A 23,123-nucleotide genomic window follows, 5' to 3' on the forward strand; every position below is an offset into this window, starting at 1 on the left:
AGTAATATTTTTTACCAAAAATTGTTAAAAAATTGTGATCAAATCAAGGTTAATTTTACCAACAAAGAAAAAATAAATCATTTAAAATCTTTTAGTTTTAAGATTTTATTAGCTTTTACTTGTGGAGTTTTACTAGCTTTAGTTTATCCTTTGTATTCATATACACAAAAATCATTTTATGAAAATGAGAAAACAAAATATGAAAATTTAATAAAAAAGCAAGATGATATTTTAGAGCAAGCAAAAATAAATCAAAAGCAAAATCAAGAGTTTAAAAAACTACAAAAAGAAAATGAGTTAAAGGTTGATTTGTTACAAAAATTTTATGCAAATGCACTTTGTTATAAAGATTTTTATGATTTTTTAAAAGTTTTAAATTCTCATCAAGCTTATATAGAGGCTTTACATGTTAAAAATAATGATTTTATTATAGAGCTTAAAAATGACTATGAATTTTATGAAGATTTTAAAAAGCATCATTTTGTATTAAAAAATAAAGAAGTTAATAATGGAAAAATCATTCTTGTTTTTGAAAAATCTTTATAAAAATTTAGAAAATATCTTTGCTAGGTTATCTGGGCGTGAATTTGCACTAGCTTTGATAGTTGCTTTTGTTTTTGGTTCTTTCATGGTTTATATGAGTGTTTTTGATTATTTTGAAAAGCAAATGAAGTTGTCAAAAGATGGGCTATATGTTTTACAAACAAAATACGAGCAAAAACAAGAAATGATTTCTGATTTAAAAGAAGATGAAAATATATCTTATAACGAGCAGTCATTCTTGAGTTTAGACAAGGACTATCAAAGCATTTTAAAAGATATTGAGAGAAATCTTGCTAAAATAAGGTCTTTGCAAATTCAAAGTTATAAAAGTCAAGATGAATATTTTACTTATTATGAATTAAAATTGAGTTTTGTTAGTGATTTTTATTTTTTAATGCAATTTTTACAAAAACTAGATCCTTATATAAAAGTTAAAAATTTAGAGCTTACAAAATACGAAAATGAACTAAAAATCACACTAAAACTTATTTTTACTCTAGTATAAAAATGATTTTTTTGGTAGAATTTGTCTAAACATGGCAAGCGATCGCTTCTTTCGAAGAGGAAAGTCCGAGCTGCAATAAGACAAGGATTCCATCTAATGGATGGCTAGGGCAACCTAAGGGAAAGTGCAACAGAAAGAAAACTACCATATTTTTATGGAAAAGGTGAAACGGTAGAGTAAGAGCCTACCAGTAGCTTTGGTAACAAAGCTAGCTATGTAAACCCAATCTGCAGCAAGAAGGGGTGGTTTTAGTCTTATAATATAACCCTTCGCTTGAACTTGTTTGCAAAAACAAGTCTAGATAAATGATCGCTCTTGACAGAACTCGGCTTATCGCCATGTTTTACTTCATATAAGCAGAAGCTTTTTTGAGTTTTTGCAAATTTTTTGCTACTTCATCTTGCTTTTTTTTCATAAAGGCTATTGCTTCATTAGTAAGCGCTAAGGCCTCATTAGGACAATCTTTAAAATCAGGTTTTTCGATGAGTTTAACTATTTTTTCCACATCTTCAGTATATACAGCTAGTTTAAACTCATCTATCCATTTTTTTTCACTCATTTTTGATGTACTTCCCTCCAAGCTTCTAGTAAGCCTTTTACTACATTTATTACTTCATCTACTCTAGCTTCATTATTTTCTATGTTTGCTAAAGAAAGAAGTTGTAATTCTCTAGTGTATAAGCCACTCAGATAATGTGCTACATCTCCACCTTTTTCATAATCAAGACAATTTAATAATTCAATAAAAATAGCACTAGCTCTTTTTACATAATACACTCTTTCTTCTATATTTTCATTTTGAATAGCTATTTTTATCCTACTTGAAAAGCGCAAAATCCCGCTATATAGCATTTCTATAAGTTTTTCTTGGGATTCTACACCAGTTTGATTTTGTGAATATGCACTATAAACTGCACTATTTAGCATTTAAACCCTTTCTTATTTTAAGAATTTTGATTATTTGCTGCATTAATCATATTTGAAATAACACTTGCTTGGTTATTTAATTTAGCAATGATACTATCATATGCAGCCCATCTAGACCACATCGTATCATATCTACCTTCTATAGATTTTTTAGTATTTTCTATGGTTTCGTTAAGATTTTTTGATTCTTTAGTTAAAGATTCTTTGTATCCTCCAAAAGAACCATCAGAACTCATTATTTCACCCATAGTATTTTTCAATATCCCAAAGGTTCCTGTTTCTTCTTTATAAACGGAGTATATGGTTCTAGAACTTAAGCCAAATTTTTTCAAAAAGTCACTATTGCCTTGAATTTCTAAATTACTTCCCGAGGTTCCTTTGATTTTAAATTGAATTTTTTGATCAGCGGTGCCTTGATTGATGATTTCAAAACTAGCCTCTAAACCTTCTAAACCAAAACTATTGATATGATCTACTAGGTTTTGAGCTTTTTCTACATCCGTATCTCCAGTTAAGGTGAAAGGATCTCCATTTGCAGTTTTACCTAAATCTATGGTTTCATCATTGTAAGTGATAGTAAAATCACCTTCTTTAAATTCTATATCTCCTTTATCAAAACCACTTACTCTATCGCCTACTAAATCAATATCTTCAAAACCATTATGTCCTACGAAAAATTTTTCAGCCATTTCTGGATCTTCATTGAATTTAGAGTTAAATTTTCCCGAATCAAAAGACAATACCCCATCGCTCAAAGTCAAGCCATAATCAGCCAAAGATAAACTTACTTTAGAAGAAACCTTAATACCATCTGAACTATCACTATCGCCAACTATAACCGTCCCATCTACTGTAATGGTTTGAAGCAAAATATTATTAATTTGAGATTTGATATTATAAATTTCACTAACACCTACAAAATTTCCTTTTGTTCCTGCGTCAGGGTCGTATTTTGTCGCTGCATTAAGATTTACCATTAAATCATTATAAGCAGTGGCTAAACTTTCTAAAGATTGTGAAATAGCTTCGGTATCTTGAGAAACATTGAAGCTTATTTCACCTTTTTGTTTAAGCTCTAAAGTGATATCGGGGCCTATGTCTGTGATGGTATTAGTTGGTCTAGTCATTTTAACACCATCTACACTAAAGATAGCGTCCATACCTTTTTGGATGTGATTTTCATTGTTTGAAGCTACATTGTAGCCTTGTGGAGTGCTAGTATCTAAGGTAATTCCAAATTTACTACTTAACAATGAAGTAGCTTTGCTATCTCTAGCATAATTTGCTTGATCTATATTGCCATCAGCATCAGTTGCATAGCCACCATCAAAAAGACTTAACTCACCACCATTAGTGGCTCTAAATGTAAAAGCATTTCCCTCAAAGCTTAATTCCACTTTTCCATTAGTTTGTTTTTTTAAATCTTTTGCTAAACTTTCATAAGTAGTATTTTCATCAATATTTATAGTAAATCTATCATATCTTTCACCATTTTTAATAACAAAAGTAAAAGAAGTGCTTTCTTCTGGCGAACTAAGTAACTTATCTTTAGGATTTCCACTAAATGTTCCACTTATTTTATCTTTTTCTTCTCCAGCACCTTGAGGTCTAAAACCATACAAACCACCTGCACTAATGCTATCTTTATCAAGTTTCCAACCCATAGCCTCCAAAAGTTTTTCATCACCTGAAAAAGAAATATTATTTTTAGTTCCTGTTTCAGTACTTTGCACTACTAAGCGGTATGGATTATCTTTATCCCCAGTATTGACTAGCTTAGCTTCTATTTTACCGCCTGTAACAGAGTTGATTTTTTCGGCAAGTTGAGCCACAGTAGTGCTTTCATCAATATCGATTTTATAATCTCTTCCATCTTGGGTAATAGTAAAAGAAGTTTTGCCATTTTCTCCGCTTATCCCAAGACTCTTCATTACAGAAGCGGTTTTGTCTTTAAAACCATTGCTTTGATACACGTCTTTTTGAGCAAGTTGTTCTACAATAACTTTCATATTAGTAAGGTTAGATAAAGATCCTACTACTAAGCTTGCAGCAGCACTATCTCCACTTACACTAGGGGATACTTTTTTCTTATTAAACTGAGAGGCATCACCTAGGCTACTTACAGCTGTTTGAAAAGCAAGTAGTTTAGCTTCAAGTTCTGCTAGGTCTTTTTGTCTTGAAGTATTAGTTTCAAGCTGTGAGTTGTAAAGGCCTAAATGAGCGTTCATTTCCGCTTCTTTAAGTTTATTAAGTGTATCGCTTGTTAAAACACCTGAGCCTATTCCTAAACTTCCTAAACTACCTATTGCCATGATTAACTCTCCTTATCAAAAATAGTGCCGATAACACCTTTAAAATGCTCTATTAATTTCATCACTTCTTCACTAGGAATTTTGCGTATAAGTCTACCGGTATCTTTTTCGGTTACATTTACATACATTTCATTGATTTTGTCATTATATGCAAAACGCACATTTGTTTCTAGTGTTTCCATTTGTCTATTAAGCTTTTCTGTCGCGTTTTTTAGTTTTTCATTTAAATTCTCATCTTGATCGTTTAAATTAACTTGTTGTTGCTTATTCTCTTGAGGTGCTTTTTCAACGCTTTTTGTATTAAAATGAGCTACATTTGCATCTCTTTGAATATTGTTACTAATGTCCATTTTAAACTCCTTTTTAAAAGACTTTAAAATACTCTATCGACATAATTTTAAAAAACTTAATATTTAGATTAAAAATCTATATTTTCTTACAAGCAAAAAATGTTCTCAAAAAGTTTAAAATTAAAAAATTTCAAACTTTTTGAATAATTTTTCATCATTTGGAAGTAAATTTCTTGCAATAAGTCTGTCTATAACTTCTTTAGAACAATTTGTCATTAAAGGCCATTCTTTATGATAATCTTCTAACAATCCTTTATTTGTCGCATCAATCGCAACACAATCTTTTTTGAGAAAAATATCTCTTTTTGCATCGATATTATTTACCACACGCCAAATTAGCATATAAGGATTTTCTAAAATAGCATCTGTATCTAAGAAAACTAAAATTCTAAAATGCTTTTTATAAGTTTGTAATTTTTCAAAAACTTGAGTTATTTTTTCTTTTTTATCAATCAAAATCACACAAACTGGAGCAAAGGTTTGGGTGTAAAATTGCTTTAATTTTAAAATACTTTGATCTTTTTCTTTAAAAAGTGAAAGTAAAGCCTCATCGCTTAGAATTTCAAGTTCAACTTTTTTCTCATCACCACACGCATCAAGTCCTGCTTTACCACCATAACAATAAGTGTTTGAAGCATGATCAAGCTGATCGCAAATTCCTTCACTAATAAGCAATTTTTCTTCATCAAAGCGGTTGAGTATATAAGGTATGAGTTTGTCATAATCTTGCAAACAAGGCGCATTTTCATCAACAAAAATAGCATGTTTTACAAAACTCATTTGCCCTACTCCCCAAAAAGTATGCATAACTTGTTTTGCATGAGCTGGGTATTTTGCTTCTATTTTAGCCAAGATTAGATTATGAAAAACTCCGTTTTCAGGCATGTTGTAATCTATCAAATCAGGCGCGTTTGTCTGAAGTAAAGGTAAAAAAACTCTTTCTGTGCCAAGCCCCATGTATTTATCTTCTAAAGGTGGTTTTCCTACAACGGTAGCTTGATAAATTGCATTTTTTTTAGCAAAGATTTTTTCTACTTTCAAAACAGGACAAAGCTCAACAGGGGTATAAAAACCCGTATGATCTCCAAAAGGTCCCTCAGGTGCAAATTCATTTGGATCTACAAAGCCTTCAATCACAAAATCACTATCATAAGGCACATAAAGATGATTGCTTTTGCATTTTGCCAAAATTGCAGGTTTTTTCTTGATAAAACCATAAAGTAAAAGTTCAAAAATTCCTTTTGGTAAAGGTGCTTGAGCACACCAAATATATAAAGGATCTCCACCTATAGCTATGCTTACTGGCATTTTTTGATTTGCTTTTTTATACTCGTGGAAAAAATGGCTCGCATCTTTATGAATTTGCCAATGCATAAGCAAGGTTTTTTCATCAACTACTTGCAAACGATACATTCCAAGATTATTTTGTTTTCCATCTAAGCTTTGAGTATAAACTTGCCCCATAGTGATAAAAGGCGCAGCGTCTTTTTCCCAAGTTTTTAAAATAGGCATATCATATAAAGAATTTAAGCTTTTGTGGTTAAATTCTCCATCTTTTTTAATGCGTTTTGGTGGGATATTTTTTAAATCAAGTAAGGTTTTGAAAAAATTTAATTTTGCACCAAAGCTTTGTGGTATATGCATTTTAAGCAAAGAGCTAATTTCTTTAGCCACATCTTCATAGTCTTTCCCAAATGCTAGATTTAAAGCTTTTTCATTACAAAAAGTATTTAAAAGAACAGGATAATCGTATTTTTTACCATTTTTTACTGCATTAGTAAAAAGTAAGGCTTTAGAATCTTCTTTTTTAACTTCTATATAAGCTAAATGTGCCATTTCAAGATCAACATCAACAGGCTCATGAATGGTTTTTAATAAATTATTTTTTTCTAAAAGCTCTATGAATTTTTGCATTTATATCATACTCTCTGCTTCTTTTAAAATTTCTTTTGCACCTTTTGCTATCATTTCTTTAGCTAAAAGCTCGCCTGCATTAGTGTAATCTTGTTTATCAATCATTCTTTTTTCTTTGAGAATTTTACTTGCATCAGGTAAGCCTACTATGGCGCGAATTTCTATTTTTTCATCAATGATTTTTGCGTTAATTCCTATAGGTACTTGACAGCCACCTTCTAGAGTTTTTATAAAATCTCTTTCTACATGGGTTTCTATAAAGGCATTTTCATCATTTAAACATTCAAGGTATTTTAAAATTTGTTTATCATCAATGCTTTCTATGCCTAAGGCTCCTTGGGAAGCTGCGGGTATCATCTCATCAAGTTCAAAAGCCCTAATGTATTTTATTTCTTTATCCAAACCTAAGCGTTTAATACCAGCTAAAGCTAAAATAATAGCGTCAAATTCTTTGGCTTTAAGTTTTTCTAAGCGTGAGTTAATATTACCTCTTAGAGAAATGATGTTTAAATCAGGTCTTAACGCTAAAAGTTGCATTCTTCTTCTAAGACTTGTAGTGCCTACTTTTGCACCTTTTGGGAGAGCATTTAAACTCTCATAATACTCACTTAAAAAAGCATCATTTACCACTTCTCTTTTTGAAATAGCAGCTAAAACCAAACCTTTTGGGAAAAAACTAGGCACATCTTTTAAGCTATGCACAGCTAAATGCGAATCGCCTCTTAACATACTTTCTTCAAGTTCTTTTGTAAAAAGTCCTTTTCCACCTATTTTAGCCAAAGGTGAATCAAGTAAAACATCACCTTTAGTTTTAAAACCCTCTAAAGAAATTTCTAATTCAGAATGTGTTTGTAATAATTTATTTTTTATATACTCACTTTGCCATAATGCAAGTTGGCTTTTTCTTGTTGCGATGATTAATTGCATTTTTTATGCTCCTGTATGATTTCTACATCTATGATTTCTTCTTCATTATTTGTTTGATGATATTTTCTTTTTTGTTTTGTAAAAAGTTTTAGCACCATCATAAAAAATAAAAGCAAAATTCCTAAAAATGTACTTAAAATTCCTGGTATTAAAAGTAAAATTCCTACTATAGTTAAGGAAAATAATTTAATCATACCAAATAAATTCGTGTTAGTATTTTGCATAGTAATGAGATTTGTCCAAGTCTTTGCTAAAAACATTGCTCCTAAAAACATACTTGCAAAAACTATCATAAAAAAATTTAAAAAACCAAAAAAGGCTATAAATAAAATACTAGCAATTAATTCTAAAATCAAAAATGCACTTAAATTTGTTTTTGCTATCATAGAATTTTCTCTAAGTGTGAAATTACTTCTTGGGTTTTTAAAACTTGTTTTTCTAAGGTATTTCTATGGATTAATTCTACTTCATCATTTTCTAAGCCTTTGCCTATAACTAAAGCATAAGGAAAGCCCATTAATTCAAAATCATTAATCTTTACACCAAAACGCTCATTTCTATCATCAAATAAAATCTCTTTATCATTAAAATGAGTATAAATTTGCTCAGCAAATTCCATAGCTTTTGTATCTTTTATATTAGAAACGATGATATCTAAAACAAAAGGAGCTAGAGTTTTATTCCAAATACAACCTTTTTCATCATGGCTTGCTTCTATGGCAACTGCAACCAAACGGCTCACTCCCATACCATAACAACCCATAGTGAAAAATTGAGCTTTACCATTTTCATCTAAATAGCTTGCATTCATTGCTTTTGAGTATTTATTTCCAAGTTTAAAAATATGCCCTACTTCAATACCTTTGCTTTGCTTGAGCTTATGCTGACATTTTGGACAAAGATCATGCTCTTTAACTACCGCAAGATCTTTAAAGCGTTCTTTATTTAAATTTACAACATTGATTCCTATTAAATGATAATCTTTTTTATTTGCTCCAATAATCATATTTGTTTCATTTTCAAGCTCATGGTCAATATAAAAATCAACTCCATTTAATCCTACAAAGCCGATAAATCCTGGTACTAAACCTGCTTTTTCTAATTCTTCTTCACTTACATCAACTAATTCTAATGCATTTGCTGCATTTAGTGCTTTAACTTCTTGCAATTCATCATCACCGCGTATAAAAAATACTACAATTTTTTCTTCATTTTCATAAATAGCTTTTTTAGCAATAGCTTTGATAGTATAGTAAGGGTTAATTTTAAAAAATTCTGCTAATTCTTCTATAGTTTTTACATTTGGAGTGTGAAATTGTGTAGCAAAATCAGCTTCTGGCCTTTCATCTTCACAACTTTTTTTAGCTCTTTTTGCTGCTTCAATATTTGCAGCATAATCACAATGCTCGCATAATAATATATCATCCTCACCATTCTTAGCTAAAACCATAAATTCTTTTGAACCGCTTCCACCAATAGCCCCACTATCAGCTTCAACAGCTCTAAATTCAAGCCCTAATCTTGTAAGAATTTTACTATAAGTTTCATGCATAAGATTAAATTCTTTGTCTAAATCAGCTTCACTGCTATGAAAACTATAACCATCTTTCATTAAAAATTCTCTACATCTTAAAAGTCCAAATCTAGGTCTAGCCTCATCTCTAAATTTAAGTCCTATTTGATATAAATGCAATGGAAGTTGTTTATAAGAATTTATTTTATTTCTTACTAAAGCCACCATAGCTTCTTCATGAGTTGGCCCTAAGACAAAATCATTTTCTTTTCTATCTTTAAAGCGTAAAAGCTCTTTACCAAAAACATTAAATCTCCCACTTTCTTTCCAAAGTTCTGCTGGAGTATTAAAACTTAAATTTACTTCTAAAGCTCCTGCTTTATCCATTTCTTCTTTGATGATATTTTTAATCTTATCTAAAACTCTTTTTCCCAAAGGTAAAAAATTATACAGACCACTTCCAATTTGTTCTACAAAGGCACCTTTAACTAAAAATATATGACTTGGTAAAGTAGCATCTTTTGGATTTTCTTTTGTACTTATGGCATAAAATTTACTAAATTTCATGATTATTCTCCAAATTAAATTCACATTTATAAAGGTTTAAACCTTCCATGTTTTCATTTTTTAAATCAAACACATAACGCATAGCATTAACTACTGAATCATTTTGCATAGTTCCGCTTAGTTTTTTTAAATTTACACTAGGATGATGTAAAAATGCATTCATTACTTGTCTTATAAGCTTTCTTGCTTCTTCATGGTTTGAGTGTTTTAAATATCCTTTATCTATGGCCTTTTGTAATTGCTCTTTAGCGATTTCATCAGCTTGTAAGCGTAATTGCTTAACTAAAGGCAGAGTTGCTAGTTTGCTTAGATGTTGGAAAAACTCATTTGTCATAGCACCTACTATAGAATAAGCAATTTGAGCTTGGTGTTCTCTTAGAGTTAAATTTTTTCTTACAACTTCTTCTAAATCATCAACAGCATAGACTATATTTTTTTCATTTGTTTTTACATCAATATCCCTAGGCACCGCTATATCAAAAAAATATCTTTTATAATCTTTTTCTTCTAATAAATCATTGGTTATGATAGCATGCGGAGCATTTGTAGCACTAAAAAATATCTCATATTGATTTAATGCTTCTTTTAAATTTGCAATACTTTCACAACTTGCATTTTCACCCAAATCCTCGCAAAGCTTTTGAGCATTTTGTATATCTCTATTTAATATCAATACTTTGGCCTTAGCATTTAATAAATGCTTACAGGCTAGCCCGCTCATTTCCCCTGCACCTACTACAACAGCAGTTTTATTTTCTAAATTTACAAGCTCTTTGGCTTTTGCTACCGCCACTGAAGCAACTGAAATAGGATTTTTAGAAATTTCAGTTTGATTTCTAACATTTGCCGCACATTTAAAAGCATAATGTACTGCTCTAGTTAAATGCACACCACATCTTTGCTCTTGCAGGGCAAATTTATAAGCATCTTTTAATTGTCCAGCAATCTGTGTTTCACCAATAACCAAGCTATCAAGTGAGCTTGCCACAGAAAATAAATGATGGATGGCTCCGCTATCTTCGTAAAAATCAGCCTTGGTGCTTAAACTTTCTTTATTAATCCCACAAAGCAAACTAAGCGTTCTTAAAATATGCTCATTAATGCCTTCAATCTCTCCAACAAAAAGAAAAATTTCAACCCTATTGCAAGTACTAAGTACTAAGCTTTCTAAAATTTTATTATTAGTATGAATTAGCTTTAACAACTCTCTTTTTTTGTCTTCATTAGAAAAGGAAAGTTTTTCTCTAGTAGCAATATCTGTATTTTTATGTGTAAAACTGATACAATAATAATGCATTAAAAATCCCTTTCTATCATACTTTTAATAATATCTTCTAAGTCTTTTATATTGTATTTTTCTATGGCATTGAGTGCATTATTTGCATAAGTATTTAATTCTTGGCCAACTTGATTAAAAATTTCATGCTCTTGCATTTTATTTTTAATCCAAGAAAACTCATCCACACTTAAATCTTTCTTGTAATAAGACTTAAGTATTTCTTGGTCTTGTGGATTTAATTTTTCATATAAATACATATAAGCAAGAGTGGTTTTACCTTCTTTAAAATCATTCATAGCAGGTTTACCTAAGGTTTGCTCATCACCTTTGATATCTAGAATATCATCTACAATTTGAAAAGCTAAACCCAAATTTTTACCATATTCTGCGAAATCATCTTCATCTAAACCAGCGAGTATAGCCCCACACCTTGCACTAGCTTCGATTAAAATGGCTGTTTTATTGTATATCATTTGTAAATAAGCATTTTTATCAGTATTGAAAGTTTCGCTTAAATTTACATCCATTAATTCACCAACAGAAAGCATAACAACAGCATTAGAAATGATTTTTGCTAATTTTAAATCAATCAAAGAAAGCTCATAAAAGGCTTTTGAGTATAAGATATCTCCAAGCATGATAGCGTTTTTAGCTCCAAATTGTGCATTGATAGACTTTACTCCTCTTCTTAATTTTGCCTCATCAATCACATCATCATGCAATAAGCTTGCAGCATGAATTAACTCTATAATAGCACAGATTTTATAGCTAATATCACTTTCGCCAGCTATTTTTAAAAGTAGTTTTGAGCGTAATTTTTTACCACCTTGAAGTTTTGAACTCATGGTTAAAATAGGGTTGTAGTTTAATTCAGATAAAAATTCATGCATATACTGATCGATCTTTTGCACTATGCTTTCCTTAGTTTTCTTATAATTGTATTTTATTAAATTTTACTTTAGTTTTGGTTAAGACTAGCTTTTCTAGGGTCTAAAAATTCTACTTCTAATCTTTTATCTTTATCTTCTATATACACAGTAAAAATAGCTTCACCTTTTTTAAAATCACTAAATTCAAGTATCAATCTTGCTCTATCTATATGAGGATTTTTATAATCAGGCACTAAGGTTTGATCAATCCAGTTTAAATTTCTTCTTAAAGACATCACAAATTGCCTAGGGTATTTTTTATATCTTGAATGAACAATGATATTAGTTTGATCAAATAAAGTCCATGAAAAGTCAAAATAATAAATCTCATCAGGATAGTCAATTTCTTTTATTTTTACACTTGCTTTTTCATCTTTACTTAAGGTAAATTTATAAGTATAATCAAAAAATACTTCAGCCTTTAAAAAATTAAGTATCAAAAATAAAGATAAAAATAAACGCAAAATCAACCCTCATGTCCTAAAATTTCAGCGCTTAATCCTATGTAAAAATCATTTTTTCTCTCATCTATTAAGAGTGAATTTTCCATTTGAAATTGCGCTACATCGCTTTCGTTTAAATTATTTTTTTCTAAAAGCTCTATCATAGCGATATGATCGGCTAATAATTTTTCTAAAACATTTTCTAATGCACCTAAATTTGCATATTTTATTGTTTCGATAAATTTTTCTTTAGGGCTTTTTGCAAACATTTCATCAAAAATATCCATTTTTAACCTTTTATGTAAGTTTGAATTTTTTCTATTAAAGTAGTTTTATCGTTAGCTTCATCTAAGTCTTTAATTTCTTTTTGCCAAGAAATATGTATATAATCCATCTTAGCATTTTTAGCACAAAGTCTGTCTTTTAAGCTATCACCTATGAAAATACTTTTTTCATATTTTGCTTCATCTGCGATTAATCTTAACATCATAGGATCAGGCTTAGCTTCTATACCATAACTAACACCTAATATTTTATCAAAATATGAAAGAATGTTTTGTTTTTTTAAAATAGGTACTAAGCTTTCTTGAGGTGCATTAGTAGCTATAGCTAAATAACAATCATTTTTTTTACAAAATTCCAAAACTTCAAGTACACCGTCAAAAAGCACCACGCTTTGATCATAATGCTTGATAAAATACTTCTCATAACCTTCTTTAAAGCTAGTATGTGAGTAAGTATCAACCCCATAAAAAATCTTAGCATAATTTTGCCCAGGAGTATTGATAGTATCTAAAATAAACTCTCTTTTTAAAGGTTCTAAATTTAAATCTGCTCTTATTTCATTTACCGCACATACTATGGCATTGGCACTATCTATAAGCGTGCCGTCCATATCAAAAATTACATTTATCAATATTCATCCTTAAATTTAATTTTATGTTTGTCTTTTTTATAACTTTGATTATTTTTTAGCTTATATAAGGCATTGGCTTTTGAAGCTAAGGTTTTTTGGTCCAAACTCTCATCTAAACACTCATTTACAAAAAGCTCCAAAGCCTTAGTGTAAGTAGAATCTAAAAACACCGCTTGAACTTTTTCAAAGATTTTAGCATTTTTTTGCATTCTTTCTCTAAAAAGTGTTAAATCAAAATCTTCTCTTTTTAAAGCACTTACAGCAGAGTTGGTAAATTTTTCCAAAGCTCTTACGTATTTAACTCTTAAAGCTTTTTCATCATTTTTCATTCTGCTGCACTTGTATTAATTCTACATTGCAATGCTTCTTGTACTAAATTTCTAGCTATTGAAGCTTCAGCATCTACAATGTGTAAATGTTTATCAGTATGCGGGAAAATGATCTTAGCACCCGTACCACTTGTTTTTAAAACCGTTTGTATGGGTTTATTGAAATTAGAAAGCACTTGATAGAGCATATCAAGTTTAGCTTCATTGCTTATAGTTATAATAGCAACTGAGCATTCTTCTATATTAGCTACTTTTAATGTTTCTACTTGCGCTACACTAGCAAAAAAAACATTCTCATTTCTACTACGCCCAAGCTCAACTAAATTTAAATCACTTTCTAAAACTAGATATGGAATACCTGTTTTTTTAATCTTTTGCACTACTTCTTGACCTAATCTTGCATAACCAAAAATGATAAAATGATCTTTCATTTTTTGATCGCATAAATAAAATTTAGCCATATCATTTTGCTCACCTTCGGCTGCGTTGGCTATTTTTCTAAGATTATTTAAAATAAAAGGCGTCGCAACCATAGTGATAATAGAAACTATAATAAAAATTTGTGCTGTTTTTTCATCTATAAGTGAATTTACTTGCATTAGTGAAAATACTGCTAGTGCAAATTCTCCAATTTGAGAAATACTCAAAGCAGTTTTTAACGCCACTCTTTTTCTTGTATAAAGGATTAAAAGACCATAAATTACTACAAATTTTATCAATAACACCAAACTTACAAAAACAAAAATCAAAAACCAATTTTCAAAAACTATATGAAAATCAATTTGCAAGCCAACACTAATAAAGAAAAATCCTAAAAGTAAATCCCTAAAAGGAACCAAGTCTGCTTCTATTTTATGTTTATACTTAGTTTCAGCTATCAAAGCTCCAGCTATGAATGCCCCAAGTGAATATGAAAAACCAAAAGAATGCGCTAAAAAGCTTGCTCCTATTACGGTAAAAAGTATGGTAGCGATGAAAATTTCATTTGCATTAGTCTTAATGATAAATTTTAAAACATAAGTAAAAAGGTATTTGCCTATAAAATAAAGCAAAACAAGTAAAATCACAGCGCTGACTAAGGTTGTAAATAAAAGCTTTGAAATATCAGCGTTTTGAGAGCTAAATATATCAATCATTAATAGCAGTGGTATCACAGCAATATCTTGAAAAAGCAAAATTCCCAAAGCTTTTCTGCCATATTCTTCATTGATATCGCCACTATCATTAAGTATTTTTAAAACTATAGCAGTGGATGATAAAGCTAGAGCAAAACCTGCTATCATTGCTATATGGTTTGCTATACCTAAAATATAAGTTACAAGCAAAGTACAAACCAAGCCACAAGTTAGCATTTGCAAACTTCCATTTAAAAACACTTCTTTTTTCATTGCTAAAAGGTGTTTAAATGAAAATTCAAGCCCTATGGTAAACATTAAAAAAACTATACCAAACTCAGCCACATGGATAATGATTTCATTCGTGCTAAAACCATAAAACTCACGCACAAATAAACCTGTGGCTATATAGCCTATAATGGTTGGAATTCCAAATTTTTTAAGTATAACATTAAGTACGACAGCAACTGCTACTGCAGTTAAAAATAAAGTTATAAAAGCATCCACTCACCAACCTTTTTTTTGTAATGTTATATTATTTTATTTTTTCTAAAAAAATTAAGTCAAAATTACTTCTGTGTTTGACTACTGCTCTTGATTTTGAAGGATTATCTCTTCTATCAAGTTCTAATCTCAATTCTTCAATGGTATTTTCAAACTCATCAATTTTTGTTTTTAGCTTTAAAATCACATCAACACCAGCTAAATTAACTCCAAGATCTCTTGTTAAGCGTAAAATCATTTTGATTCTATCTATATCTTTTTGAGAATAAAGCCTCATCTTACCATCGGTTCTACTTGGTTCAACCAAACCTTCTTTTTCGTATTGTCTTAGAGTTTGTGGGTGTATGCTTAAAACCTTTGCAACAACGCTTATAAGATACACCGGTTCATCATAACTATGCTCCATTGCATACTCCTTTTAAGGTAATTTTTCTTCTAAAATTTTTACAAATTCAGGATCAAGGCTATTAATATCAGGTATTTTTACATTTAAAATTAAATACATATCCCCATAAAGATCTGTTTTTCTATTTTGTACCCCATAGCCTTTAAGTCTAATTTTTTGATTGTTTTTAGAATTTGGCGGTATGGTGATTTTAACTTCTTTTCTTGGAGTATGTACGCTGATTTTATCTCCAAAAAGTGCTGTTTTTAAGCTAATTTCAACCTTTTTGTATAAATCATCATCTTCTCTTTCGTATTCATCACTTTTTTCAAGCTCTACCTTTAAAATCAAATCTCCTTTTTGCCCTTGAAAGCTTTTTCCCTTACCTCGTATGCGTAGCTTTTCGCCATCTTTTATACCATGTGGAATTTTGATTTTAACTTGTTCGTTATTGATATTTATAGTATGTTCACCACCTAAAATTCCTTTTTCAAAAGGAATTTTAACACTTGCTTGTAAGTCTAAATCCTCTTCAAAGCCCCCAAAACCTCCAAAACCACTTCTAAAATTATTGCTAGAACTAAAACCTCTACCAAAACCTCCAAAGCCACCGCCAAAAATATTATTCAAAATATCATTAATATCAGCCCCGCCTGCATTTCTTGAAAAATCATGAAAACTTTGCCCACCAAATATAGAATCACCATATCTATCATATTGAGCTCTTTTTTTCTCATCACTTAAAATCTCATAAGCGGCGTTGATTTCTTTAAATTTTTCTTCAGCACCTGCTTCTTTATTGATATCTGGGTGATATTGTCTTGCTAATTTTCTATAAGCTTTTTTTATCTCATCTGCGCTAGCATTTTGTGAAACACCTAGTGTTTCATATAAACTATTACTCATTTATTATCCCTTATTTTTTATAAGATTATATCATAAACTTTAGTCTTAGTCAATCAACTTTTATAAGTTTTAAAACTAAAGGTTTTATTTACAATTGTGTAAAAATAAAATTTTATACTTGCATAAATTGATTTTACAAAGGATAATACATGAAAAAAACTATGGTTCTTTCTTTGGCATTAGCAACTACTCTTTTTAGTGCTAGTATTGATTTTAAACAAGCAGATGATAATGTAAAAAGATCTTTACCAACTGATAATCAAAATACTATACTTTCTTATCATGATTCTATACAAAAAGTTAAAAATTCAGTTGTCAATATCTCAACTTCTAAAACCGTTCAAAGTAATTCCTTTGGGATTGATGATTTTTTCAATGATCCTTATTTTAAACAATTTTTTGGTTTTGATTTTCCACAAGCTCCAAAAAGTAAAAAGAATAAAAAAGAAGTAGTAAGTTCACTTGGATCTGGTGTAATTATCTCAAGTGATGGCTATATTATAACAAACAATCATGTTATAGAAGGTGCTGAAAAAATCACTGTAAATTTGCCTGATTCAAGCACTGAATATAAAGCTAAATTAATTGGCGCTGATCCTAAAACAGATTTAGCAGTGATAAAAATAGAAGCAAAAAACTTACCTGCTGCGGTTTTTGCGGATTCAGATAAATTATTAGAAGGCGATGTTGTATTTGCTCTAGGTAATCCTTTTGGTGTTGGAAGTAGTGTTACAAGTGGGATTATTTCGGCCTTAAATAAAAACAATATAGGTCTAAATCAATATGAAAATTTCATCCAAACTGATGCTTCTATTAATCCTGGAAATTCAGGCGGAGCTTTAGTAGATAGCAGAGGAGCTTTAGTTGGGATAAATTCAGCCATACTTTCAAGAAGTGGTGGAAATAATGGCATAGGCTTTGCAATCCCTTCTAATATGGCAAAATCTATTGCGCAAAAACTTATCGAGCATGGAAAAATTGAAAGAGGATATTTAGGTGTGGTTATAGGAGCTTTAACTCAAGATATCAAAAAAGCTTATACTAATCAAGAAGGTGCTTTAATAACAGAAGTTCAAAAAGATTCAGCAGCTTATAATGCAGGATTAAAAAGAGGCGATTTGATCATAAAAGTAGATAAAACTGTGATTAAAAGTCCTATGGATTTAAAAAATTATATAGGAAGTATTGATCCAAAACAAGCTATAGAAGTAACTTATGAAAGAGATAATAAAATCAAAACAGCTAAATTTATGCTAAAAACAGATGAAAAATCGCTACAATATGAAAAAGGTTATATTGATGGTTTAAAATTAGTAGAGCTTGATTCTAAAAATAAACAGCAATACCGCATACCTGAAAATATTAGTGGTATTTTAATCACTGAAGTTACTCCAAAATCAAAAGCAGAAAAAATAGGCTTTGAGCAAGGTGATATTATTATAGGTATTGATCAATATGAAGTTTCAAATTTTAAAGAACTATCTAAGGCTTTAGAATTAAATAAAGGCAAAGAATATGTTAAAATTTGGATTAATAGAGGCGGTATGGTTAGAGCTTTACTTTTTTAAGAAAGGAAAAAAATGACAAATATTTTAATGATAGAAGATGATTTAGAATTAGCTGAGATTATAGCTGAATATTTAGAGCAATTTGATATGAAAGTAGATATTGCTCATGAGCCTTATATAGGTCTTTCAAGACTTGCTTTAAATCCTTATGATTTAATCATTTTGGATTTAAGCTTACCTGGACTTGATGGGCTTGAAGTGTGTGAAGAAATTCGTAAAAAATATGATACACCTATTATCATTTCAAGTGCAAGACATGATATTAGCGATAAGGTTGCAGCACTTGATTTGGGTGCAGATGATTATTTACCAAAACCATATAATCCTCAAGAGCTTCAAGCAAGGATTAAAAGTCATTTAAGAAGAATTTCAAACACCAAAACCGCTCAAACTCAAGTTAAAAAAGATCTTGTATATGATAAATACAAACATACTATCACTATGAAAGATCAAGAAATTAGCTTTACTAATGCTGAATTTGATATTTTGAGTTATTTAATTAAAAAAGAAGGTGGAGTGGTAAGCCGTGAAGAACTTGTGTATAATTGTAGCTCTATTAGTGAAGATTCTAGCAATAAAAGCATAGATGTAATCATTAGCAGAATCAGACAAAAAATCGGAGATGATCCTAAAACTCCAAAATACATTCATTCAATCAGAGGCATAGGGTATAAATTAACTCAATGAATAAATCATCAATTTTTTATACTATAACCTTTGTTTTTTTACTTGCTAGTGTTAGTGTGATTTTGGCATTTTTATGGCTTATAAAATATGATCAGCAAAATTACACTAATGAGCTTAATGCGAAATATTCTTTTATAGCTAATGCAAGATTATTGTATTTTAATCATGTAATTAGCGAAAAAGAATTTTATGAGCAAACAAAAAATTACAAAATGATAGAACTAACAACCCCATCTTCTATAAGAAAAATCATCTACAAAGCTGAAACCATAGCACGCGCTCAAACTAGCACAGGTGTGGTTGAAATCATTACTTTAGAAGATAATGTGTATTTAAAAATTATTTTTGATGGTAAGCTTTATTTGTATAAAGATTTAGAATATCAAGGTTATCGTTATTTTGTGATTAAGCTTATTGCTAGTATAGTGGTAATGGTTTTATTGATTTTATATATTTTTATCATTAGAAAATTAAAACCACTTAGAGCTTTAAAAAGACAAATAGATAAATTTGGCGAAAATAAACTCAATGAAATTCAAAATGTCAGTAAAGGCAATGATGAAATTTCTCAAGTAGCAACAGCCTTTTATGAGTCTATTTTGAGAATTCAAAAACTAAACACTTCAAGGCAATTTTTCTTAAGAAATATTATGCATGAGTTAAAAACTCCTATCACTAAAGGTTTAATTACTTTAGAAATGCTTGAAGATAGCAAATATAAAGAAAGATTAGTAGGCGCTTTTAATCGTTTAGAGATTTTGATTAATGAATTTGCAGCCATTGAACAAATTACTTCAGGTGCTGGTTTAATTAATTTAAAAAAATACAATATCTTAGATCTTTTAGATGAAGCTAAAGATATAGCTATGAGCGATGATGAAAAAGTAAAAATTAGTATAAAAGAAAGTTTTAGTGTCAATGTGGATTTTAAACTTTTTACTACTGCGATGAAAAATATGATAGATAATGCGACAAAATATTCTGATGAAAATTGCGTTACTATAGAAATAACTAAAGATTATCTTTGCTTTAAAAACAAAGGAAAAGCCTTAGATAAAGACTTGAAATACTACACTCAAGCCTTTACGCAAGGCAAGAAAAATAAAGATAGTTTTGGACTTGGATTATACATTGTTAAGACTATTTTAGATTCTCATAAACTCACGCTTTATTATGAATATAAAGATGGTATCAATCATTTTTATTTTAATGATATGCAAAATATAATTTTAAACTAGGAAGCTCATGCCCTTATCGCGTTTAAATGAAGAACAATACAAAGCTGCTAGTGCTCCTTTTGGACACAATCTAATCATAGCAAGCGCAGGCACAGGTAAAACTTCAACCATAGTTGCAAGAATAGCTTTTTTACTTCAAAATGGTATAAAGCCTGAAAAAATTATGCTTTTAACCTTTACAAACAAAGCTAGTAAAGAAATGATAGAAAGACTTAGTAGGTATTTTGATAAAAGCATTACTTCAAAAATCACAGCAGGAACCTTTCATAGTACCGCTTATTCTCTGCTCAAAGAATTAAATCATGATATTATTTTAAAACCTGCAAGTGAGCTTAAAATTCTTTTACGTTCCATTTTTGAAAAACGCACTTTTCATCATCTAAGTGATACTAAACCTTATATGCCAAGTTATTTGTATGATGTGTATTCTTTATTTCAAAATACTAATGCAAATTTAGATGAATTTTATAATTGGTTTTGTCAAAATTATGATGAACAAGCTGTTTATGCTGAAATTTATGAAGATATTTTAAAAGAATACGAAGAAGAAAAAGCACGTTTTAATTATGTGGATTTTAATGATTTATTGATCAAATTAAAACATGTTTTAGTTTCACATCATTTTGAATTTGATGAGATTTTAGTAGATGAGTACCAAGATACTAATACTTTACAAGGTTCATTAATTGATGCTTTTAAAAGCAAAAGTTTATTTTGTGTGGGTGATTATGATCAAAGTATCTATGCTTTTAATGGAGCTGATATTTCTATTATAGGAAGTTTTAAAGATAGATTTGTCGATGCAAATATTTTTACTTTAAATAAAAACTATCGTTCTAGTAAAAATATACTTGCGCTGGCTAATAAAGTTATTTTAAACAATGAAAGATTATATCCTAAAGAATTAATTGTAACTAGAGAAGGAGATTTTAAAGCGCCAAGTTTGCTAACTTTTAATGAATTATTTGATCAATACTCTACTATAGCAAAAATAATCTTACAAAGCGGGGTTAATCTTGATGAAATCGCTGTTATTTTTAGAAACAATTCTAGTGCAGATGGAGTAGAAGTTGCCTTAAGAGAACTTGGTATAGCAAGCAAAAGAAAAGGTGGGGGAAGCTTTTTTGAAAGCTTGGAAGTTAAAAACTTTTGCTCTATGCTTGCAATCGTGCTTAATCCAAAAGATATCATGGCTTTTATACACTTACTTGAATATACCAAAGGGGTTGGTGGGGTTTTAGCAAAAGATATTTTTGATGCTTTATTAAAATTAGGACATTCTAGTTTGATTAAAGGTTTTTTAAATCCTGATAGTAGTGTGAGTTTAAAAAAATACAAAAAACAAAGTTGCCAACTAGGACTTTTTGATGATATTGAGGAGTTAGCCTCGCCTTCAAGGTTTAACTTAGAAAGTGAATTTAATACCCACCCTATTTTAAGCCTTCCTAAAATTAACGAGCTTTGTGCGAAAAATCTTGAAAAAATTTATCTTTTTATTAAAAAAGCAAGCGAGTGTAAGGTTTCAACCCAGCTTGTAAATTTGATCTTAGAAAATGATTATTTTAAAGAAATTTGTGATATTTTAGCAACTAAAAGAGCAACTAATAAAAACTCTAATGTTGATTTAAATAAAAAAAATGAAATTTTAGAAAAAATCAATGCGAAAATGTTTGTATTAAAAGAACTTGCTAAAAATTATAGTGATAATTATAAATATTATAATTTTCTTACTCTTGGTGCTAGTGAAATGAGTAGTGGTAGTGGGGTTAATCTTTTAAGTATACATGCTAGCAAAGGTCTTGAGTTTGAGCTTGTATTTGTAATTGATCTTGCACAAGGAAGATTTCCTAATCAAAAACTCATGAGCATGGGTGGAAGTTTAGAAGAAGAAAGAAGGCTTTTTTATGTAGCAGTAACTAGAGCTAAGGATACTTTATACTTAAGCTATGCAAAATATGATAAGATTAAAAAAAGCAATTATCAGCCTTCGTGTTTCCTAATCGAAGCAGGTATGTGCAAAGAAGAATAAAAATAAGACTTTATTAATCTTTTTATACTATGATTAATAAAAATCATTCAAGGAGAAAAAATGAATAGTGTATTATTCAAAGGAAATAAAGTAAATTTAAAAGGAAACAACATCCAAGTTGGCGATATGGCTCCAAATATCACCTTAAAAGCTAAAGATCTTTCAGGTATTGAAATTGCTCCAAAAGGCAAAACTCAAATTATTATCAGCGTACCAAGCCTTGATACTCCAGTATGTGCAACTGAAGCTAGAGAATTTAATAAAAAAGCAGCAGCAAGCGGTGTAGAAGTAATCGTAGTTAGCATGGACTTACCATTTGCTATGGGTCGTTTTTGCTCAACTGAAGGTATAGATAATTTAACTGTTGCAAGTGATTTTGTTTCTAAAGAATTTGGTGAAAAATATGGTGTTTTAATGGCTGATGGTCCACTTGAGGGAATTTTAGCTAGAGCGGTGTTTGTAGTTAAAGATGGCGTGGTTGTTTATAAAGAATTAGTAAATGAAGTAACAGAACTTCCAAATATGCAAGCTCTAGAAAGCTTCTTTAGTCAAAGTTGTGGATGTGGTGGTTGTGGTTGCCACTAAAATTTAAAAGCCTTTTATAGGCTTTTAAAACTTAAAAACATGGAAAATTTTCTTTCTCGTTTTGAAATAGAAAAGCAAGATCTCAAACTTATACAAGAGCACTTACAAATAATAAGCATTGAAAAAGACTTTAAGGTCAATGATAAATGTTTAGGATTTATAAAAATTTTAAAAGGCGAGCTTAGAGCTTTTATTCTAACTCCAAACGCAAAAGAAATAACACTTTTTCACCTTAAAGAAAATGATGAATGTATTATTTGCTCTGAGTGCAATATGGATGGTATATCTTATGATGTTTTTATACAAAGTACTCAAAATACAAGTATAGCCATCATCCCCTCATCAATTTTTCAAATTTTAAAAGAAAAATACCCAAAAATTAATAATTATGTTTTAAGTTTAATCACTAAGCGTTTTAATACCTTAATCAAAGTTTTAGAACAAGCTTTATTTATGCCTTTATCTTCTAGAATTTGTGATTTTTTAAAAGAAAATGCTAGTAACAATACTTTAAAAATTACCCATGAAGCTTTAGCTAATCACTTAGGAAGCGCCAGAGAGGCCGTTTCAAGAATTTTAAAAGAATTAGAAAAAGAAGGTAAAATCAAACTTGAAAGATCTAAAATAATACTAATTTCTTTGTAACTTTATC

Annotated in this window: 25 protein-coding genes and 1 other RNA gene; 9 read left to right on the forward strand and 17 right to left on the reverse strand. The window is 29.7% G+C overall.

What is annotated here, in order from left to right; all coding sequences use genetic code 11:
• The 3 genes from L8W55_RS05875 to rnpB all read left to right on the forward strand — a co-directional run.
• On the forward strand, positions 1-546 hold a 546-nt coding region (locus L8W55_RS05875), incomplete at its 5' end, for a hypothetical protein (RefSeq protein WP_263677787.1).
• Positions 509-1,048: a hypothetical protein gene (locus tag L8W55_RS05880; RefSeq protein WP_263677788.1), complete on the forward strand. Its 540-nt coding sequence runs from the start codon at positions 509-511 to the stop codon at positions 1,046-1,048. The genes L8W55_RS05875 and L8W55_RS05880, both read left to right, overlap by 38 nt.
• Before the next feature lie 26 nt (positions 1,049-1,074).
• Positions 1,075-1,397: RNase P RNA component class A (gene rnpB / locus L8W55_RS05885), an RNA gene on the forward strand.
• On the opposite strand, the gene L8W55_RS05890 is transcribed toward rnpB, so the two are convergent.
• From L8W55_RS05890 to L8W55_RS05970, 17 genes are all read right to left on the reverse strand, one after another.
• Positions 1,392-1,607 (reverse strand): hypothetical protein, encoded by a 216-nt coding sequence (locus L8W55_RS05890; RefSeq protein WP_133318894.1) that lies wholly within the window; start codon positions 1,605-1,607, stop codon positions 1,392-1,394. The two genes, rnpB and L8W55_RS05890, sit on opposite strands and share 6 nt — an antisense overlap.
• A complete protein-coding gene (gene fliS, locus L8W55_RS05895; protein ID WP_263677789.1) occupies positions 1,604-1,975 on the reverse strand; it encodes a flagellar export chaperone FliS in 372 nt (123 codons plus the stop codon). Before fliS ends, L8W55_RS05890 begins: the two co-directional genes overlap by 4 nt.
• A gap of 17 nt (positions 1,976-1,992) precedes the next feature.
• Positions 1,993-4,287: a flagellar filament capping protein FliD gene (gene fliD, locus L8W55_RS05900; RefSeq protein WP_263677790.1), complete on the reverse strand. Its 2,295-nt coding sequence runs from the start codon at positions 4,285-4,287 to the stop codon at positions 1,993-1,995.
• Between the two features lie 2 nt (positions 4,288-4,289).
• Complete coding sequence (locus L8W55_RS05905) at positions 4,290-4,637, reverse strand: FlaG family protein (RefSeq protein WP_263677791.1); 348 nt, start codon at positions 4,635-4,637, stop codon at positions 4,290-4,292.
• A gap of 120 nt (positions 4,638-4,757) precedes the next feature.
• Entirely contained in the window at positions 4,758-6,551 is a 1,794-nt protein-coding gene (locus L8W55_RS05910) for a menaquinone biosynthesis decarboxylase (RefSeq protein ID WP_263677793.1), read from the reverse strand.
• Positions 6,552-7,478, reverse strand: a complete 927-nt coding sequence (gene hemC, locus L8W55_RS05915) for a hydroxymethylbilane synthase (protein ID WP_263677794.1) — start codon at positions 7,476-7,478, stop codon at positions 6,552-6,554.
• Positions 7,469-7,864, reverse strand: a complete 396-nt coding sequence (locus L8W55_RS05920) for an FxsA family protein (protein ID WP_263677795.1) — start codon at positions 7,862-7,864, stop codon at positions 7,469-7,471. Before L8W55_RS05920 ends, hemC begins: the two co-directional genes overlap by 10 nt.
• The gene (locus tag L8W55_RS05925) at positions 7,861-9,561 is read right to left on the reverse strand and encodes a proline--tRNA ligase (protein ID WP_263677836.1); all 1,701 of its coding nucleotides are present in this window, start codon (positions 9,559-9,561) and stop codon (positions 7,861-7,863) included. The genes L8W55_RS05920 and L8W55_RS05925 overlap by 4 nt, the downstream gene beginning before the upstream one ends.
• Positions 9,548-10,855 (reverse strand): glutamyl-tRNA reductase, encoded by a 1,308-nt coding sequence (gene hemA, locus L8W55_RS05930; RefSeq protein WP_263677797.1) that lies wholly within the window; start codon positions 10,853-10,855, stop codon positions 9,548-9,550. Before hemA ends, L8W55_RS05925 begins: the two co-directional genes overlap by 14 nt.
• The gene (locus L8W55_RS05935; protein WP_263677799.1) at positions 10,855-11,748 is read right to left on the reverse strand and encodes a polyprenyl synthetase family protein; all 894 of its coding nucleotides are present in this window, start codon (positions 11,746-11,748) and stop codon (positions 10,855-10,857) included. The genes hemA and L8W55_RS05935 overlap by 1 nt, the downstream gene beginning before the upstream one ends.
• A 47-nt stretch (positions 11,749-11,795) precedes the next feature.
• Positions 11,796-12,236, reverse strand: a complete 441-nt coding sequence (locus L8W55_RS05940) for an exporting protein (RefSeq protein ID WP_412175272.1) — start codon at positions 12,234-12,236, stop codon at positions 11,796-11,798.
• On the reverse strand, positions 12,233-12,496 hold the full coding sequence (locus L8W55_RS05945) for a DUF2018 family protein (protein WP_039618310.1): 264 nt from the start codon (positions 12,494-12,496) through the stop codon (positions 12,233-12,235). Before L8W55_RS05945 ends, L8W55_RS05940 begins: the two co-directional genes overlap by 4 nt.
• Before the next feature lie 2 nt (positions 12,497-12,498).
• On the reverse strand, positions 12,499-13,125 hold the full coding sequence (locus L8W55_RS05950) for an HAD family hydrolase (protein ID WP_263659848.1): 627 nt from the start codon (positions 13,123-13,125) through the stop codon (positions 12,499-12,501).
• Positions 13,122-13,454, reverse strand: coding sequence for a hypothetical protein (locus L8W55_RS05955; RefSeq protein WP_257396833.1), 333 nt, complete (start codon positions 13,452-13,454; stop codon positions 13,122-13,124). The genes L8W55_RS05950 and L8W55_RS05955 overlap by 4 nt, the downstream gene beginning before the upstream one ends.
• Positions 13,451-15,076, reverse strand: a complete 1,626-nt coding sequence (locus L8W55_RS05960; RefSeq protein WP_263677801.1) for a cation:proton antiporter — start codon at positions 15,074-15,076, stop codon at positions 13,451-13,453. The genes L8W55_RS05955 and L8W55_RS05960 overlap by 4 nt, the downstream gene beginning before the upstream one ends.
• Positions 15,077-15,104: 28 nt before the next feature.
• Positions 15,105-15,479 (reverse strand): heat shock protein transcriptional repressor HspR, encoded by a 375-nt coding sequence (locus L8W55_RS05965; RefSeq protein WP_039668403.1) that lies wholly within the window; start codon positions 15,477-15,479, stop codon positions 15,105-15,107.
• A gap of 12 nt (positions 15,480-15,491) precedes the next feature.
• Entirely contained in the window at positions 15,492-16,364 is an 873-nt protein-coding gene (locus tag L8W55_RS05970) for a J domain-containing protein (protein WP_263677802.1), read from the reverse strand.
• A gap of 149 nt (positions 16,365-16,513) precedes the next feature.
• Here L8W55_RS05970 and L8W55_RS05975 point away from each other — a divergent pair, with 149 nt between their 5' ends.
• The 6 genes from L8W55_RS05975 to L8W55_RS06000 are packed head-to-tail and all read left to right on the forward strand — an operon-like array spanning position 16,514 to position 23,116.
• On the forward strand, positions 16,514-17,932 hold the full coding sequence (locus L8W55_RS05975; protein ID WP_263677804.1) for a DegQ family serine endoprotease: 1,419 nt from the start codon (positions 16,514-16,516) through the stop codon (positions 17,930-17,932).
• 12 nt (positions 17,933-17,944) lie between these two features.
• Positions 17,945-18,619 carry a response regulator transcription factor gene (locus L8W55_RS05980; RefSeq protein WP_039618324.1) on the forward strand — a complete coding sequence of 225 codons (675 nt, stop codon included), beginning with the start codon at positions 17,945-17,947 and terminating at the stop codon, positions 18,617-18,619.
• A complete protein-coding gene (locus tag L8W55_RS05985; RefSeq protein ID WP_263677806.1) occupies positions 18,616-19,857 on the forward strand; it encodes an ArsS family sensor histidine kinase in 1,242 nt (413 codons plus the stop codon). Before L8W55_RS05980 ends, L8W55_RS05985 begins: the two co-directional genes overlap by 4 nt.
• Before the next feature lie 7 nt (positions 19,858-19,864).
• The gene (locus L8W55_RS05990) at positions 19,865-21,886 is read left to right on the forward strand and encodes an ATP-dependent helicase (protein WP_263677810.1); all 2,022 of its coding nucleotides are present in this window, start codon (positions 19,865-19,867) and stop codon (positions 21,884-21,886) included.
• 60 nt (positions 21,887-21,946) lie between these two features.
• The gene (gene tpx / locus L8W55_RS05995; protein WP_263677811.1) at positions 21,947-22,471 is read left to right on the forward strand and encodes a thiol peroxidase; all 525 of its coding nucleotides are present in this window, start codon (positions 21,947-21,949) and stop codon (positions 22,469-22,471) included.
• Between the two features lie 39 nt (positions 22,472-22,510).
• Positions 22,511-23,116, forward strand: a complete 606-nt coding sequence (locus tag L8W55_RS06000) for a Crp/Fnr family transcriptional regulator (protein WP_263677812.1) — start codon at positions 22,511-22,513, stop codon at positions 23,114-23,116.
• Positions 23,117-23,123: the final 7 nt, after the last annotated feature.

Origin of the sequence: Campylobacter sp. FU_520 (assembly GCF_025772385.1) — a bacterium.
Classification (GTDB): domain Bacteria; phylum Campylobacterota; class Campylobacteria; order Campylobacterales; family Campylobacteraceae; genus Campylobacter_D; species Campylobacter_D lari_C.

Excerpts from the sequence above, each read along its gene's own strand:
- L8W55_RS05880 (WP_263677788.1), top strand. The coding sequence starts at position 509 with ATGGAAAAATCATTCTTGTTTTTGAAAAATCTTTATAAAAATTTAGAA.
- L8W55_RS05890 (WP_133318894.1), bottom strand. The coding sequence starts at position 1,607 with ATGAGTGAAAAAAAATGGATAGATGAGTTTAAACTAGCTGTATATACT.
- fliS (WP_263677789.1), bottom strand. The coding sequence starts at position 1,975 with ATGCTAAATAGTGCAGTTTATAGTGCATATTCACAAAATCAAACTGGT.
- fliD (WP_263677790.1), bottom strand. The coding sequence starts at position 4,287 with ATGGCAATAGGTAGTTTAGGAAGTTTAGGAATAGGCTCAGGTGTTTTA.
- L8W55_RS05905 (WP_263677791.1), bottom strand. The coding sequence starts at position 4,637 with ATGGACATTAGTAACAATATTCAAAGAGATGCAAATGTAGCTCATTTT.
- L8W55_RS05910 (WP_263677793.1), bottom strand. The coding sequence starts at position 6,551 with ATGCAAAAATTCATAGAGCTTTTAGAAAAAAATAATTTATTAAAAACC.
- hemC (WP_263677794.1), bottom strand. The coding sequence starts at position 7,478 with ATGCAATTAATCATCGCAACAAGAAAAAGCCAACTTGCATTATGGCAA.
- L8W55_RS05920 (WP_263677795.1), bottom strand. The coding sequence starts at position 7,864 with ATGATAGCAAAAACAAATTTAAGTGCATTTTTGATTTTAGAATTAATT.
- hemA (WP_263677797.1), bottom strand. The coding sequence starts at position 10,855 with ATGCATTATTATTGTATCAGTTTTACACATAAAAATACAGATATTGCT.
- L8W55_RS05945 (WP_039618310.1), bottom strand. The coding sequence starts at position 12,496 with ATGGATATTTTTGATGAAATGTTTGCAAAAAGCCCTAAAGAAAAATTT.
- L8W55_RS05955 (WP_257396833.1), bottom strand. The coding sequence starts at position 13,454 with ATGAAAAATGATGAAAAAGCTTTAAGAGTTAAATACGTAAGAGCTTTG.
- L8W55_RS05965 (WP_039668403.1), bottom strand. The coding sequence starts at position 15,479 with ATGGAGCATAGTTATGATGAACCGGTGTATCTTATAAGCGTTGTTGCA.
- L8W55_RS05970 (WP_263677802.1), bottom strand. The coding sequence starts at position 16,364 with ATGAGTAATAGTTTATATGAAACACTAGGTGTTTCACAAAATGCTAGC.
- L8W55_RS05975 (WP_263677804.1), top strand. The coding sequence starts at position 16,514 with ATGAAAAAAACTATGGTTCTTTCTTTGGCATTAGCAACTACTCTTTTT.
- L8W55_RS05980 (WP_039618324.1), top strand. The coding sequence starts at position 17,945 with ATGACAAATATTTTAATGATAGAAGATGATTTAGAATTAGCTGAGATT.
- L8W55_RS05985 (WP_263677806.1), top strand. The coding sequence starts at position 18,616 with ATGAATAAATCATCAATTTTTTATACTATAACCTTTGTTTTTTTACTT.
- L8W55_RS05990 (WP_263677810.1), top strand. The coding sequence starts at position 19,865 with ATGCCCTTATCGCGTTTAAATGAAGAACAATACAAAGCTGCTAGTGCT.
- tpx (WP_263677811.1), top strand. The coding sequence starts at position 21,947 with ATGAATAGTGTATTATTCAAAGGAAATAAAGTAAATTTAAAAGGAAAC.
- L8W55_RS06000 (WP_263677812.1), top strand. The coding sequence starts at position 22,511 with ATGGAAAATTTTCTTTCTCGTTTTGAAATAGAAAAGCAAGATCTCAAA.